Below are 15568 nucleotides of genomic sequence, written 5' to 3'. Positions count from 1 at the left end.
CTTTTTTCATTCTTAATTTTTCAGCCAATTTCATCATACCAAAATTTCCTGACCATGTCGTCAAACCCAAATGCTCTAGTTCTAAATAATCCTGGAAGGTCCTATCTATCCACTGCAACATAGCATTTCTTCCTATGCCAGCATTCCAGTATTCACTCTCATAGATACTAATTCCCAATTCCATCCATCTTGTTTGCTGGCATTCCCAATAACGTGAAACAGTTCCAACTAATTTGCAATCTACAAAAATTCCTAAACGATTCGAGTCATTTAGAAAATATTCTGATTTTTGTAGTTTAAACTCTTCAAAATTTGGAAAAAACTGATAATCATCAAAGTAAGGAGCGTCGTACTGTTTCCAAATTGGGTTGGGATGCGAATAAGCGATCTCCCACAAAGGCATTAAATCTTCTTCCGCTAGTTTTCTTAAACAGATCATATTTATCCCTCAATCCATCGCTTTTATTTCCAGAATCATATCGCGAATCTGCGCGGCCAGCTCGAAGTCGAGAAGTCCGGCAGCTTCTTGCATCTGTCCTTCCAGTTTCTTGATCATGTCCTTGCGCTCTTGCTTATTGAGGCTTTCAATTTCGACAGTTTCTTCCTTGTCTGGCAGGGCAGCCTTGGTTACACTGATCAGGTCGCGGATTTCTTTCTTGATGGTCTGCGGTACAATACCATGATCTTCATTATATGCCATCTGGATTGCCCGACGGCGGGCAGTTTCATCAATAGCGCGCTGCATGGACTGGGTCATAGTGTCCGCATACATAATCACATGCCCCTCGCTGTTGCGGGCTGCCCGGCCAATGGTTTGGATTAGGCCACGCTCGTTACGGAGAAAACCTTCCTTGTCTGCATCAAGAATTGCCACCAGACTAACCTCGGGAACATCGATTCCCTCGCGCAGCAGGTTAATCCCAACCAGAACGTCAAAGACACCCAAGCGCAAATCACGGATAATCTCGGTTCGCTCCAAGGTCTTGATGTCTGAGTGCATGTACTTGACCTTGACACCCATTTCCTTGAAGTAGTCCGTCAAATCTTCCGCCATCTTCTTGGTCAGGGTTGTGATAAAGGTACGTTCGTTCTTTTCAACACGGGCATTGATTTCACCCAAGAGGTCATCAATTTGTCCCATGGTTGGACGGACTTCCACTTCAGGATCCAGAAGCCCTGTCGGCCGGATAATCTGCTCAATAACCGTATCCGTCTGTTCATTTTCATAGTCACCCGGCGTAGCCGATACATAGACAATCTGGTGAACATGGCTCTCAAACTCCTCCCGGCGCAGCGGACGGTTGTCCAAGGCAGACGGCAGGCGGAAACCATAATTAACCAGCATCTCCTTACGAGAGCGGTCACCATTGTACATCCCCCGAATCTGTCCCATGGTCATGTGACTCTCATCAATCATAATCAAGAAATCATCAGGGAAAAAGTCAAGAAGGGTATAAGGCGGTTCTCCTTCGCTCCGACCATCCATATGGCGAGAATAGTTCTCAACGCCATTCGTATAACCCATTTCACGCAGCATTTCGATATCGTACTCCGTGCGTTGCTTCAAGCGCTGAGCTTCCAGAAGTTTGCCTTCCTTCTCAAAGATAGCCAGCTGCTCCTCCAGCTCCGCCTGAATCTTGGCGATAGCTACTTCCATGTGGTCTTCATTGGTTACGAAGTGAGTGGCTGGGAAGATAGCCAAATGATCCACCTCACCCAAAACTCGGCCTGTCAAGGCTTCAACCTCACGAATTCGGTCAATCTCATCTCCGAAAAACTCTACCCGAAAGGCATGTTCATCACGAGAAGCTGGAAAAATCTCTACCACATCGCCTCGAACGCGGAATTTCCCCCGCTGAAAGTCAATGTCATTGCGCTCAAACTGGATATCTACCAAATCATTAAGCAGCTTGTCACGAGAAATCTCTAGTCCAGGACGTAGGCTAACCACACTATCGGAGTATTCCTTAGGCGAACCTAGACCATAGATACACGAGACCGAAGCCACGACAATCACGTCATTGCGCTCCAAGAGAGCAGATGTCGCTGAGTGACGGAGCTTGTCAATCTCGTCATTGACCGAGCTATCCTTTTCAATATATGTATCGCTGGAAGGCACATAGGCCTCAGGCTGGTAGTAATCATAGTAGGAAACGAAGTATTCCACCGCGTTATTGGGGAAAAACTCCTTGAACTCACCATAAAGCTGGCCGGCCAGCGTTTTATTATGGGCGATAACCAGAGTCGGCTTGTTGACCTGAGCGATAACCTGACTCATGGTATAGGTCTTACCAGTACCAGTCGCCCCCATGAGAATCTGGGCCTTCTCGCCTCCCTCAATATTATCCACTAATTGCTCGATAGCCTGAGGTTGATCACCCGAAGGCTCATACTTGGAAACCAATTCAAATTTATTATCTGTTATTCTGTTAATCATCTTTTATTCCTTAAATTGTGCTTCTATTATTTTACCATATTTGCCCTATTTTCTCTGAATTCGGGTATAACTAAGAAGCTCATACTTCTACCATCTTATATCCCTTGTCACACCTCTCGTTAAAAGACATAAAAAAGGCCCAGCTCAACTGGGCGAAATGCTTATTTCTTAAAGATCAGCGCCTGAGGCAGGCGATTTTCTTTCTTTAGTGACCAGTAAAGATAGGCAATGCAGCCAATCAGGACGATACTGGCAAAAATAGATCCTTCAGCACCAAAAGCCCCACCGGATAGCAAATCCACAGAAGATTGTGAGCTATAGTTCAAAATTGAGGTAGATGCTCCTTGACCACTGACCTGAATACCATAGATATTTCCTTGCACAAAATTCCAAGCGCCATGCATACCAGCCAGTACCCACATATTGTCATACTTGAGCATAAGGAAACAAGCAAAGATACCGTCAAGTATGATATTGACAATAGAAAGAACGGTCACACCAGGGTTAAAGAGGTGCAGAGCCCCAAATAGAGCACTGGAAATCAAGATACCAATGAAGATATTTGACTTAGCGCTAACTGCTGGAAAGAGCCAACCACGCGTCACTAACTCTTCTGTCCCACCTTGGAGAATCCAGAAAGGAATGATAGCTAGGACGAAAATAAAATCTTGCAAGTTCACCTGACCTAATTTCAGACTGCCTGTCCCCGTTACCAAGAGCAAGACAACAACCAGTGAAAACTGAACCGCTCCGATAAGGAAGCCTTTGAGGAGATTTTTGAACCAGTCTTGTTTATAGAGTCCTAGACTAGAAAAAGTACGCTTCTCACGATATCGAACCCAGAGAAAGACAGTAAGAGCGATAAAAAAGAAAGTAAATAGTTCAAAAAATAGACTATAGTGACGGAGAAATTCCATAAGTGCTGCTTGGCCTCCAGCGGGGTTTGTCGCACGGAACAAAATACCAATAACAAGCCCAATCGGAAACATTCCGAACATTCCAGCAAAACGACCTACATAAACAAAACCAATAGCAATCAAGATAGCCAACCAAATCGGCGGAATATAACGCGATTGCTTGATAGCATCCAACATACGAGATTTAAACATATAATTATTCCTTTCCTCATTTTAATTTATTATAGCATATTATTTGAGGATGAGCAAAAGAGGATGTCTGAACTATTTTAGTTGTCTTATCAACTTCAATACTCTAGACCTTCTCACTTCCTCACCTATTGACGCTATATTACTAAATAATAAATTAGAAAAATCTATCAGTCCCCTTCGTTTTCTCTACTAATCTCTTCAATGTTTACTATTTCTTCGTCTAACCGTTTATCAAATTCCGCCTTATTCTTGAAGGGATAAGAATAAGTCCGCCAAGTATACCATTTAAGCCCATCCGCACCTTTGTAATACCATTCTATCTTGGTTGGCAGAAAATCTTTGTTGTATGTGATACGCACCTTTGAAAACTGATCTTCTTCCCTGTAGATATATTGTAACTCAAATTCGGGTGGATGTTTTTCTTTTAATAAAGATTTATTCACTAGTGATTCAGGTGAGCGGGTAATTTGATAGTTTGATTTTTTTATTTCATCAGGTCTAACATTTAAATTAAGAAGAATTGAGGATATTTCATTATTTAACGCTCTTTCATAATATTCCTTAGCTTCATATTTACTACTCCCCCCAAACAGTTTATTGTCTTTAATCGCAGCTCCATGAGAATAGTAAAACTCTTTATTTTTTAAATCAAATCCTGTTCCAAAATCATTGTTTGCCTCAATATCTGACATGCTTTTAACAAAAACAAATCTTTTATTCATTAAGATTGAATATACATCACTTGTGGTCTTTTTGATATTGTTTGCTACGACTGTAACCATAATAACCACGATTACTAGGCTTGATACCACTAGCATACTCTTTATATTTATTATACTCTGCCACTTTCTCTTTTTCGGACATACCCTTTGTTCTTTCTTGCCAAGCTTCATAATCTTTATGTCCTCCTCCTTTTACAATATCTGCATACTGACCGCCCTTTTTGTCCAAATCTTCTTCAGATTTGAAGATACTCTTAGCTTTTTGCCTGAGTTCAGAGTCTGCTGGCTGTGTAACATCCAATCTATTATGTTGGTCAGCATAAATTCCAGTGACTGCGTCATTATTCCCTTTTGACGGACCGTAGTTAAAGGACTCTGTATTAGCAATTTCATGCAATTCATCATGAGTATAATGTTCTGGATTGGAATCATATCTACCATTAGGTAGCTTATGCTGATCATAGGCATCCCACTGTGTCTCAAATTCTCCTGTTTCGAGATTCACAATAAATTCAACCATTCGAGCATTATTGAAACCTTTTTTTGGATTAACAGTGCTTTCTTGAGGAACTTGAACTTTCATATTGTAAGGACGTCTGAAAACATCTGTATCTTTATCATAACGATTATGATAGTTAGCTCCCGTAGTATAATCAAAAGTAAGCCCTTGCTCTTCACCGTACGCCAAAAGCTTTTCATAATCACTAGCACCCTCATAGTTATTTCGAATATAATAAATTGCTTGACGATCAAGATAATAGCGGAACAGGTGAATTTGTTGACCTAAGCCAGATTTATCTTCCTTAAGCGATTTATCCTTAAAAGTCAAAATTACATCTTTTCTAAAATACATCAAAAAGTCTCCATGAGGTGACATTTTATCAGAAAATTTATGAGTAGCACTGGTTAAATGCATGAAATTATGTTCATCTACTTCAGCTCCTAAATGTTTGAGAACTAATTCTAATTTTTCTCTGGAACTCATCTTACTTGCTGCATACATGCCTGTGTAGACGTCAGATCCTACTTCCTTTGTTTGAGCATATAGTTCGTCACGTTTATTGTAGAACTCTTGGCCTGTCTGAAGTTTTGCTGTGCTTGATTTAACCTGATTGATATAATTCTTTACAGCCGCATCATCCCAGCCATCAACTTTCTTCAACTCTTCAGCCTGTTGGCGCAGTCCCGTGATATAAGAATTGTATTCCTTCCATGAAAGATTTTGTGGTCGCTCAATCTGATATTTCTTAGCAAAATCACGATTTGCTTTTAGTTCTCCCGCTACGGTCGTCCACGATAAATCTGCAGGAATACTATAGGTCCCTGTATTAGCATCCCAAGAGCTGGCTAGCTGCCCCACACCAGTATCAATTGCTTGCGCCAAAGCGTCAATATCTCCAAATATTTCAGGAGAACTAGCATTAAAAGCTCTGAGTTTATCTAATTTTTCTTGAAGTTTATCTCGAGCTGCAGAATAGGTATCTCCAAGTTTCTGCAGTCCCTGTAAACGCTGAAAACTTCCCGAACTAGTTGACTTGCTCGCTGCAATGGTATCTATTGAAGCTTGATTGGCTGCAATAAGCTGGTCATAATGCTGAATATCCTCTATTAGCTTATCCTCTTGTAAATCCTCATCTGCAACTTGTGCACGATACTCCTTTGGAAGAGATTTAACATCTGCCTGAGTTGCTTCAGCCAATGCTACTCCTGTTTCTTTTAATGGAATAATGACACTGGTAATAAAAGCTCTAAAGGAATCATAAGCTTTACCAGATAAGTCCGAGACCGAATTTTCCACTTGTTCGAGAGAATTTCCTAATTCTTTATAGCTATCCAACTGGCTTTTAGTCATAGCTGTAGTACTCTCAACTTGCGAATCTAAACTTCCGCAATAAACTTCAATTCCCATCTACTTTATCCTCCGTTTGATTGATTCTGATACGTTCATGATAAATGTCATTCAAATCATCTTCTAGCTTACGCTTTTGAAGGTTAATCTCATCCAAATCATCTAAAAAACTCTCAGAAACAATATTCGATTCATGAAACGCTTCTGAATATAACTGTTCAAAAAAATTCTGGAAGAGGGATAAGACTCGAATGAATCCCAAAGTTGAGTTTGCGCTTCTGAACGATACCAATCGAAATTTTCTTTTTGGTTCTCCAACAATCTTTTTTCCCGCAGCAGTCTTTCCTCCTGCAAAAACAAGCCCGCTTCCTTTTCTCTCAGTTCATCAAGTCTCTTCTCTTTATTCACGATTCTGTCCTTCAATTAAACGAAACCTTCCAACACTATCCTCATCAACTGCTTGAAATTGCTCAGCCACACTTTTAATATTAGTGCAAGCTGATTGAATGGCCAACGAAATATCCTTGGCTTTACTTTGAGAAAGATCTATTGCATGATGCGCAGAATCATTTCCCAAAAGTTTAGTCTTTTCATCCTTAGAAGCATTTGAAACACTAGCTAGGGCATCTCCTCCATTCTTCATAGCTGACGCTAATTGTTGAACGATCAAAATATCGCTTTTAATTTCTTTCATTGACTCTTCCCTCAAATTTACTTTTATAACCCAATTCTAGCATATTATTAGGCAAAATAAAACTGCTCTTTATTTTAACACTGTTTCTACACCTTCCCCACTAACCCTGTCAAACTACCGTCTTTTGTCATCTTTAGAAGCAAATAGAGGACAGCCATCAAGAGAATGAGCGAGCTGAAAACAGAAGCTTCAGCGCCGAAAGCTCCACCAGTCAGCCAGCTCGAATCCATCTTAGGAATAAAGTTCAATACTGCTGCATCAACACCAGTACCACTAACGCTGAAACCATAGATATTTCCTTGAGTAAAGTTCCAAGCGGCATGAAGTCCTATAATCCCCCAGACATTGTCCGTCCGAAGCAGATAGAGACTTGCAAAGAGGCCAAATAAGGCAATGTTAAGAATGGGAAGAACGCCAATATCTGGATTGCCTAGGTGCAAGAGTGCAAAGAGCAGGCTCGAAGTCAGTAAACCGATGGGGAGATTGGTCTGTTTGACAGCAACTGGCAGCAGCCAAGCACGTGTCACTAGCTCTTCTGCCCCGCCCTGAATCATCCAAAGCGGAAGCAAAATCAAGATATAGAGGAAAGGCCCCATCGTCAGCTGTCCCCATTCGAAAGAGCCAGCTCCGATCAACAGCACAAGCAGAGCGACTAGACTAAAGAGGAGAAAACCTACCGCCAATCCTTTGACTAGCTCCACCAAGCTTCCTTTTTTAACAAAACCCAGAGTCGCGAGCGGTCGTCCTTCAGCCCAGCGCACCCAAAGAAAGAGAGCCAGTATCATAAATACAAAGCCGAACAAGAGAAAAGGCAGGGCAAAATTGAAGAAAATTTCAAAGAATCCGCCTTGACCTAAGAAACCTAGCATAAGACTAAGTACAGCCGAAATCGGCTCCAAAGCCAGATAGGCCAACTGCTCTCCTCCTTGCACGAAAACAACTGCCAGCAAAAGAGACAAAATATAAGGAGGGACAAAGCGAGCTTGATTGACCCCGTCCAAGATGCGTGATGTTTTCATAAGAACCTCATTCTATCCTTGCTTTCATTCATTTCCAGTATAGCAGACTTTGCTTTAAGAACAAAGAAAAGTTGCGGCTCAACTTACAAAAACAGAGATGTTTATATGTTAGAAAACCTAACATATAAACAGGAGAAATTTGCCTAATCAGTGATTTTCTGCTATAATGCTAGAATGCTAAAAAGGAGGAAGAAAATGAAGAAAAAATTCTTAGCAGTCTTGCTAACATTATTTCCATTTTTTGCGTTAGGGACGACAGCCCAGGCAGATACGATCAAAATAGTATCCGATACTGCTTACGCACCATTTGAATTTAAAGATTCTGATCAGACTTACAAGGGGATTGACGTTGATATCATCAACAAGGTCGCAGAAATCAAAGGCTGGGACATCGACATGAGCTTCCCGGGCTTCGATGCAGCTGTCAATGCCGTCCAAGCTGGCCAAGCGGACGCTATCATGGCTGGTATGACCAAGACAAGCGAGCGTGAAAAAGTCTTTACCATGTCTGATACCTACTACGACACCAAGGTCGTTATCGCGACGACCAAGGCAAACACCATCAGCAAATATGAACAGCTGAAAGGGAAGAAAGTCGGTGTCAAAACCGGTACAGCTGCCCAACGTTTCCTTGATAAGAACAAGGATAAGTACGGCTTCACTCTCAAAACCTTTGACACAGGTGACTTGATGTATAATAGCCTTTCTGCTGGTGATGTCGATGCAGTGATGGATGATCAGCCTGTCATTGAGTACGCCATCAATCAAGGCCAAAACCTGAAAATTTCTATGAAGGGTGAGGCTGTCGGAAGCTTTGCTTTCGGTGTCAAAAAAGGCAGCAAGCACGAGCACCTAGTTACTGAGTTTAACGAAGCTTTGGCCCAGATGAAGGAAGATGGCAGCCTAGAAGAAATCATAAATAAATGGACTGCTTCTAAAGGCAGCTCTGACTCGGCCGTTCCAGAGACTTCTACTCCTGCCGGTCAAAAAGCTACTCCGACAAAAGACAAATACATCATTGCCAGCGACTCATCTTTTGCTCCTTTTGTCTTCCAAGATGACAGCAACCAATATACTGGTATTGACATGGAGCTGATTAAGGCTATTGCCAAAGACCAAGGCTTTACTGTGGAAGTAACCAACCCTGGCTTTGATGCAGCTATCAATAGCGTTCAGACCGGTCAGGCTGATGGAATTATCGCCGGCATGTCTGTCACCGATGCCCGCAAGAAAACTTTTGACTATTCCGATCCTTACTATACTGCCAACTCTATCTTGGCAGTCAAGGACAGCAGCAATATCAAGTCCTACGAGGAACTCAAGGGCAAAACCGTCGGTGTCAAAACTGGTACCGCTTCTCAGACTTTCCTTGAAGAAAACAAGAGCAAGTATGGCTACTCTATCAAAACTTTCTCGGATGCAGCTTCCATGTATGACAGCCTTAATACTGGCTCCGTCGCAGCTGTGATGGATGATGAGCCCGTTGTCAAATATGCTATCAAACAAGGCAAGAAGCTTAAAACACCTATTGAAGGTACACCAAGCGGTAAAGTCGCTTTCGCAGTCAAAAAAGGCAGCAATCCCGAGCTGATTGAGATGTTTAACAATGGGCTGGCCAACCTCAAAGAAAGTGGCAAATACCAAGAGATTTTAGACAAGTATCTGGCTAGTGAGGAAAAGGAATCAACTGTAGATGAGTCCACTATTTGGGGCTTGCTGCAAAATAATTACCAAGAACTTCTTAAAGGTCTGGGAGTGACGATTGCCTTGGCTCTGATTTCATTTGCGATTGCTATGGTCATCGGGATTATCTTTGGTATGTTCAGCGTCAGCCCTTATAAACCGCTGCGCTGGATTGCAGAAATCTTTGTCGATGTCATTCGTGGTATTCCACTGATGATTGTGGCAGCCTTTATCTTCTGGGGTATTCCTAACCTAATCGAATCCATGACTGGTCAACAAAGCCCAATCAACGCTTTCGTTGCAGGCACCATCGCCCTCTCTCTCAATGCCGGCGCCTATATCGCTGAAATTGTCCGCGGGGGTATCCAGGCCGTTCCCGTTGGACAGATGGAAGCCAGCCGCAGCTTGGGGATTTCCTACTCCAAGACCATGCGGAAGATTATCCTGCCACAGGCAACCAAGATTATGCTGCCAAACTTTGTCAATCAGTTTGTCATCGCACTCAAGGATACAACGATTGTCTCAGCTATTGGACTGGCCGAGCTCTTCAAAACGGGTAAGGACATCATCGCCCGCAACTATCAGAGTTTCCGGATGTATGCTATCCTAGCTGTGCTCTATCTCATCATTATCACGCTCTTGACCCGCTTGGCAAAACGCTTAGAAAAGAGGATTAAGTAATGGCAAAATTAAAAATCGATGTGAACGATCTTCATAAATATTACGGGGAAAACGAAGTCCTAAAAGGGATTACTGCTAAATTCTACGAGGGAGATGTGGTCTGTATCATCGGCCCTTCTGGATCTGGTAAGTCAACCTTCCTGCGCAGTCTCAACCTGCTAGAGGAAGTGACCAGCGGAACCATCACGGTTGATGGCTTTGATCTGACCGACAAAAAGACTGATGTGGATCTGGTCCGTGAAAATATCGGTATGGTCTTCCAGCACTTCAACCTCTTCCCGCACATGACCGTTCTGGAAAATATCACCTTTGCTCCTGTTGAGCACAAGCGCTTGACCCAAGCCGAAGCAGAAAAGATAGGGATGGAACTCTTAGAAAAGGTCGGCTTGGCTGATAAGGCTGATGCCAGTCCTGATAGTCTATCCGGCGGTCAAAAGCAACGGGTAGCTATCGCTCGCGGTCTGGCTATGAATCCAGACATCATGCTCTTTGATGAGCCTACTTCTGCTCTTGACCCTGAAATGGTCGGCGACGTTCTCAACGTTATGAAGGATCTGGCCCAGCAAGGTATGACCATGCTGATTGTGACCCATGAGATGGGCTTTGCCCGTCAAGTAGCCAACCGCGTTATCTTTACTGCTGATGGTGAATTCCTAGAAGACGGCAAGCCTGACCAAATCTTTGACAATCCACAGCATCCACGTCTTAAAGACTTCTTGGACAAGGTGCTGAATGTATAAAACCAAACGAAGAGCCAGCTTATATGCCGGCTCTTTTCTTGTTTCAAAAATTTTTAAACTACATCATCCACCACTGGTAAAGCGACCAGTAGAGAATATTGGCTACGATAGCGAGTGCAGATAGACTAGTCAGAACTGTCAAGAAGAGGCGGCCTTTTCCAAATCCCTTTTTCGCTTTGCTAAAGAGCGGAAAAACTGCACAGCCTGCTAAGAACAATCCCAGACCAGCAAAGACTACGTAACGCCACTGAGCAATGATACTGAGATCCGTAGCACTTGAGCTAAGCAGGAGCAAGAGTAAATTGCCAGCTGAGGCCACTACTCCTGCAGCTGTCAAGATGTGCCACCATTTCCAAGCTAGATTTTGCTTGCTTTTTTCTTTGCCAAAGACCAGTCGATAAAGGACTAGCACAAGCCGAACAAGTAGATTACCCAAAGCATAAACGACACTAAGACAAGCCAGAGCGTTCAACCCAAACTTAGTCCAGATTTCCCAGTCAGGGACTTTCTCAAAATCACTGACCATAGTAGCGATTCGCGTTTTGCCATTTCCACTTTTATAAATAGTCCAAAACGAACGATCCATTCGCTCCGAAGACGGCTTCTTCATATGAAGCAAATTACCTGGAAAGAGCTGATACAAAGAAAGCGGACCTTGGTTGAAATTCCGAAGAATTTGATAATAGCCTGGTTCGAACTTTTTCTGAGTCTCTGCACTGGCTGTCGGACGTTTTCCGAAAATCAATTCTGGCATGCCATCATTATAAATTTCTTCCACACCTTGATTGGTCATGATCACTTGGCCGATACCATCCTTCAGATCCAGCAGGAGATAGCTGGAAAAACCATTTGTATTCCCTCCGTGCCCTAGCACTGTAACGCCAAATTTACTGGCCCAGAAGCCATGAGCATTACGAACGATGTCTGTATCAGGATAATAGGAAGTGCCGGTGTAAAGTTTGTCCCAAGTCTCCGACCGAGTAAAGAGAGTTTTACGACTCAGCAGGGCCTGAGCAAATTTTTGAAAATCACTCAATGTTCCTGTTGCGCGACCGACTGGATACAAGCCAACTTCATAAAGAGCATCGCCTAAGAGGCTGCCATCTGTCGCATATCCTTTTACTTCCTTGCGCTTGGCTTGGACATAAGCATTGTCAGACAAGTCTTGCGCTATGGCCGTTCTCTCCATGCCCAGAGGCTGGAAGATATGTTCATGAACATAATCAACAAAGGATTGCCCAGAAATTCGTTCCACAATGTAGGCCGCCAATCCAGTACTGTAGTTGGAATAAGCTGTCGTTGTTCCCGGCTCAAAGGACTGATCCGGCTGATATTGGAGCAGCAAATCCTCTAAACTCTTGCCCCCTTGCATATAGAGAGGGGCTTCGTCAAATCCAGACTGATGGTTCATCAAATCCAGCATAGTAATAGGCTTGTCATAGCGGAGATTTCTAAGAAAGCCCTTTGGCAGATAGGCGCGAATATCTTCTTCTAAGTCAATCTTACCTTGCTCCCAGAGCTGCATAACAGAGACCCAGACGGTCAGCTTAGTCACGGATCCCCATTCAAAGACGCTGTCATCATCGGCTTTGATTCCCTTTTCTTTGTTCATATAGCCAAAATTTCCTTGATAAATGGTACCATCCTTGTCAAAGACAGCCGTTGCCATACCAGCTGTTGTCTTTTCGTGCTCTTTGACATAGTCTTGGATTTTTTGACCAATTTTGTCTCGATCCGTACCAGACGGCAACTTCCGCTCTTCAGCTAGCGCAGTGGCTGGACGAAAAAGACCCAATGTTAAAATAGTTAGAAGTGTGAAAATAAATGTTTTTTTCATGAGATACTCCTTTGCAGAATTATGCAGGCAAAGCCCACCTTCCCAAAGGAAGGCAGGCAACTTGTCACATCACCCACCACTGGTAAAGAGACCAATAGAGAATATTAGCAACAATAGCCAGGGCGGATAGACTAGTCAGAACTGTCAGGAAGATGCGGCCTTTTCCGAGGCCATTGCGAGCCTTGCTAAAGAGCGGATAAACCGCACATCCTGCTAAAAGTAGGCCTAGTCCTGCAAAGACCATATAGCGCCAAGATTGAACAATTGAGTAATCCTGATTCATGGCAGCCAGTAAAAGCAGAATAAGATTGCCTGCAAAAAGGAGCATTCCTAGAGAAGTCAGGTAATTCCAGACCTTCCAAGAGCGAGGTCCCGAACTTTTTGCTTTACGCAGGATGAGACGGAAACCGCCAATCAGAAAACTAATCAAGACATTTCCCAGAGCAAACACGAGTGCCAAACCTCCGAGAAACACGACTAGATAATGTCTAAAGAGAACTGAATCGGAAATCCTTTCTGCATTAAGGACACCAAATTCGAGGCGGTCAGCACCTTGGCTCTTGTCAATAGTCCAGAAAGTGCTCAGCAGATCCGGCTGATCTGAGACTTTGTTGATCTTTTGGATGGCCCCGGGAATCATGAGCATGAAGGACAGTGGTCCCCTATTATAGCTTCTCAGATAGTGGTAAGAGCCAGGCTTGAATTGCTTTTTAGTAGCTTCGCTGACAGTCTGCATCTTGCCAAATATCAGCTCCGGCATTTGAACATTGTAAACTTGTTCATACAGTTGATTGGTTAAGATGACTTGGCCGATGCCATTTTTCAGATCCAAGTAAAGATAGCTAGAAAAGCCATCAGCATTACCACTGTGTCCCAGCAAGGTAACACCGTAGTGACTGGCCCAAAAGCCATGAGCATTACGAACAATATCCGTACCAGGGTGGGTAGAGGTTGTTGAGTAAAGCTCGGTCCAAGTTTCTGGACGATGAAAGAGCGTCTTACGTTCCAGCAAGGCCTGGGCGAATGTCTGCAGGTCTCCTAGAGTCCCCACAGCCCCACCGACTGGGTACATCCAAAGCTTAAATGGTGTATCTCCCAAGAGCTTACCTTGGTCATCATAGCCCTTATCCTCCTTGCGCTTTTCCTGTACATAAGCGTTGTCCGATAAGTCAGGCAAGATAGCAGTCCGATCCATGTCCAGCGGCTCAAAAACATGCTCATGGACATAGTCCGCATACTTCTGCCCAGATATCCGCTCCACGATATAAGAGGCCAAAGCCGTGCTGAAGTTAGAGTATGATGTCGTCGTACCCGGCTCAAAGGACTGAATAGGCTGGTAATCACGGAACTGCTCTTCCAAGTCGCTCTTGTCACCCTTTTTATAGAGTGGCATTTCATCAAAGCCAGCCTGATGATTCATCAGATCCAGCATGGTGATAGGCTTATCGTAGCGAAGATTGCGGAGAAAGCCTTCTGGCAGATAAGTTTTGATGTCTGCTTCCAGGTCGATTTTGCCCTCTTCCCAGAGCTGCATGACCGATACCCAGACCGTCAGTTTAGTGATTGAAGCCCATTCAAAAACACTGTCATCGTCAACTTTGACTTTGTTTTCCTTATCCACATATCCAAAGTTTCCCTTGTAGATGGTTCCGTTTTTATCAAAGACTGCTGTTGCCATACCGGCTGTTGTCTTTTCGTGCTCTTTGACAAAGTCTTGGATTTTCTGACCGATTTGGCTGCGGTCCGTGCCAGACGGCAGCTTCTGCGAGTCAGCTAAAACAGCGGTCGGTCGGAAAATTCCTAGCGTCAAAATGGTTAAAAGAATGATTAGAATAGATTTTTTCATAGCATTTCCTTTCTGTTCAACTCAAATATTCACAGAAGCTAAGTTCAGATAATTTGTGCAGTCTCCTTTCAATTTTAGAATCAGCTTATTCTTATTTTTTAATCATGCGTTTTTCTCTTCTTTATCCGCCCGACACCAGAGATAAATACTGTAAAGGGTCAGAATGCCCAAGCCGCCAAGGTAAATTAGGGAGTTAACCTGAGAGAAATCAAACTTATCAGCTAGGTTGATGCCGACAAAGGTTTCTATCAGAATATCTAGTAGGGCATGGAAAATCATACAGGCAAGGACGGATTTCGTCTTCTTATGCAGCGCAGCAAACCAGATGGACTGGACTATAGTTACAATGATATAGACTAGAAAGGGATCCTGACTTCGATCATAAAAGCGGTTATAAAACCAGAGAGGAATATGCCAGCAAGCCCAAGCTAGTCCGGTTATCGAGGAGGCGATAAACATAGAGAACTTCTTTTCCAAAGCCGGCTGCAGAAAGCCTCGCCAGCCAGGCTCTTCCATGCCACCAGCCAAGGTCATAAGGTAGATAAAGGATCCAATAAATGAAAGCAGAGCTCCGTCTACTAGCTTGCCTCCGGAAGCTAATGCAAAAGTCACTGCCAGACTTCCACTGAAGAGTAGGAGATAGAGCCAAGTCCCTTTCTTGCTTGAGAAGATAAAGGAACAAATGGCTTTGAAGCCTTTTATTTTCAGCACTATTAGGCTTGCTATCACCGGTCCGAACATACTGAGACTCGTTAGGAGGCCTTCCAGAGTCAGATAGAGTATAGGTGGATTTTCCGGCCAGAGATTTTTGAGAATGATCGCTAGCAACATAAATCCCCAAGTCCAGCCGAAGTTCCAGGCTAGGAACGGCCAGACTAGTTTTGGTTGTGGTTTGCTTCTTGTTTCATTGGTCATCTGATTTTCTCCTTTAAATGGTTTGATTTTATCTGC

The 15568-nt window shown here is 43.4% G+C and carries 13 protein-coding genes; 2 read left to right on the top strand and 11 right to left on the bottom strand.

Going from position 1 to position 15568, the window contains the following annotated elements; genetic code table 11:
- From RP262_RS08590 to RP262_RS08555, 8 genes are all read right to left on the bottom strand, one after another.
- On the bottom strand, positions 1-439 hold a 439-nt coding region (locus RP262_RS08590), incomplete at its 3' end, for a GNAT family N-acetyltransferase (RefSeq protein ID WP_311154868.1).
- Positions 440-448: 9 nt separating this feature from the next.
- Positions 449-2437 (bottom strand): excinuclease ABC subunit UvrB, encoded by a 1989-nt coding sequence (gene uvrB / locus RP262_RS08585; RefSeq protein WP_311154867.1) that lies wholly within the window; start codon positions 2435-2437, stop codon positions 449-451.
- A 161-nt stretch (positions 2438-2598) separates the two neighbouring features.
- The gene (locus RP262_RS08580) at positions 2599-3546 is read right to left on the bottom strand and encodes a type II CAAX endopeptidase family protein (RefSeq protein WP_311154866.1); all 948 of its coding nucleotides are present in this window, start codon (positions 3544-3546) and stop codon (positions 2599-2601) included.
- A gap of 167 nt (positions 3547-3713) precedes the next feature.
- Entirely contained in the window at positions 3714-4328 is a 615-nt protein-coding gene (locus tag RP262_RS08575) for a hypothetical protein (RefSeq protein ID WP_311154865.1), read from the bottom strand.
- On the bottom strand, positions 4285-6177 hold the full coding sequence (locus RP262_RS08570) for a DUF3114 domain-containing protein (protein WP_311154864.1): 1893 nt from the start codon (positions 6175-6177) through the stop codon (positions 4285-4287). Before RP262_RS08570 ends, RP262_RS08575 begins: the two co-directional genes overlap by 44 nt.
- A gap of 102 nt (positions 6178-6279) precedes the next feature.
- Positions 6280-6525, bottom strand: a complete 246-nt coding sequence (locus RP262_RS08565) for a hypothetical protein (RefSeq protein ID WP_311154863.1) — start codon at positions 6523-6525, stop codon at positions 6280-6282.
- Positions 6518-6811, bottom strand: a complete 294-nt coding sequence (locus RP262_RS08560) for a TIGR04197 family type VII secretion effector (RefSeq protein WP_223311556.1) — start codon at positions 6809-6811, stop codon at positions 6518-6520. Before RP262_RS08560 ends, RP262_RS08565 begins: the two co-directional genes overlap by 8 nt.
- Positions 6812-6897: 86 nt before the next feature.
- The gene (locus RP262_RS08555; protein ID WP_311154862.1) at positions 6898-7830 is read right to left on the bottom strand and encodes a type II CAAX endopeptidase family protein; all 933 of its coding nucleotides are present in this window, start codon (positions 7828-7830) and stop codon (positions 6898-6900) included.
- A gap of 195 nt (positions 7831-8025) precedes the next feature.
- Here RP262_RS08555 and RP262_RS08550 point away from each other — a divergent pair, with 195 nt between their 5' ends.
- Both RP262_RS08550 and RP262_RS08545 read left to right on the top strand, forming a co-directional pair.
- Positions 8026-10194: an ABC transporter substrate-binding protein/permease gene (locus RP262_RS08550; RefSeq protein WP_311154861.1), complete on the top strand. Its 2169-nt coding sequence runs from the start codon at positions 8026-8028 to the stop codon at positions 10192-10194.
- Positions 10194-10934, top strand: a complete 741-nt coding sequence (locus RP262_RS08545) for an amino acid ABC transporter ATP-binding protein (protein ID WP_223311559.1) — start codon at positions 10194-10196, stop codon at positions 10932-10934. The genes RP262_RS08550 and RP262_RS08545 overlap by 1 nt, the downstream gene beginning before the upstream one ends.
- A 58-nt stretch (positions 10935-10992) precedes the next feature.
- Here RP262_RS08545 and RP262_RS08540 read toward each other — a convergent pair whose 3' ends face one another.
- From RP262_RS08540 to RP262_RS08530, 3 genes are all read right to left on the bottom strand, one after another.
- Positions 10993-12771: a serine hydrolase domain-containing protein gene (locus RP262_RS08540; RefSeq protein ID WP_311154860.1), complete on the bottom strand. Its 1779-nt coding sequence runs from the start codon at positions 12769-12771 to the stop codon at positions 10993-10995.
- Between the two features lie 64 nt (positions 12772-12835).
- Positions 12836-14617 (bottom strand): serine hydrolase domain-containing protein, encoded by a 1782-nt coding sequence (locus tag RP262_RS08535; protein WP_311154859.1) that lies wholly within the window; start codon positions 14615-14617, stop codon positions 12836-12838.
- Between the two features lie 102 nt (positions 14618-14719).
- On the bottom strand, positions 14720-15532 hold the full coding sequence (locus RP262_RS08530) for a CPBP family intramembrane glutamic endopeptidase (RefSeq protein ID WP_311154858.1): 813 nt from the start codon (positions 15530-15532) through the stop codon (positions 14720-14722).
- Positions 15533-15568 lie beyond the last annotated feature (36 nt).

Source organism: uncultured Streptococcus sp. (assembly GCF_963456385.1).
Taxonomy (GTDB): Bacteria; Bacillota; Bacilli; order Lactobacillales; family Streptococcaceae; genus Streptococcus.
This window is presented reverse-complemented; position numbering and strand designations above follow the sequence as displayed.

Bases quoted from the DNA above. Each gene is read 5' to 3' on its own strand.
- uvrB (WP_311154867.1), bottom strand. From the start codon at position 2,437: ATGATTAACAGAATAACAGATAATAAATTTGAATTGGTTTCCAAGTAT.
- RP262_RS08580 (WP_311154866.1), bottom strand. From the start codon at position 3,546: ATGTTTAAATCTCGTATGTTGGATGCTATCAAGCAATCGCGTTATATT.
- RP262_RS08575 (WP_311154865.1), bottom strand. From the start codon at position 4,328: ATGGTTACAGTCGTAGCAAACAATATCAAAAAGACCACAAGTGATGTA.
- RP262_RS08570 (WP_311154864.1), bottom strand. From the start codon at position 6,177: ATGGGAATTGAAGTTTATTGCGGAAGTTTAGATTCGCAAGTTGAGAGT.
- RP262_RS08560 (WP_223311556.1), bottom strand. From the start codon at position 6,811: ATGAAAGAAATTAAAAGCGATATTTTGATCGTTCAACAATTAGCGTCA.
- RP262_RS08555 (WP_311154862.1), bottom strand. From the start codon at position 7,830: ATGAAAACATCACGCATCTTGGACGGGGTCAATCAAGCTCGCTTTGTC.
- RP262_RS08550 (WP_311154861.1), top strand. From the start codon at position 8,026: ATGAAGAAAAAATTCTTAGCAGTCTTGCTAACATTATTTCCATTTTTT.
- RP262_RS08545 (WP_223311559.1), top strand. From the start codon at position 10,194: ATGGCAAAATTAAAAATCGATGTGAACGATCTTCATAAATATTACGGG.
- RP262_RS08540 (WP_311154860.1), bottom strand. From the start codon at position 12,771: ATGAAAAAAACATTTATTTTCACACTTCTAACTATTTTAACATTGGGT.
- RP262_RS08535 (WP_311154859.1), bottom strand. From the start codon at position 14,617: ATGAAAAAATCTATTCTAATCATTCTTTTAACCATTTTGACGCTAGGA.
- RP262_RS08530 (WP_311154858.1), bottom strand. From the start codon at position 15,532: ATGACCAATGAAACAAGAAGCAAACCACAACCAAAACTAGTCTGGCCG.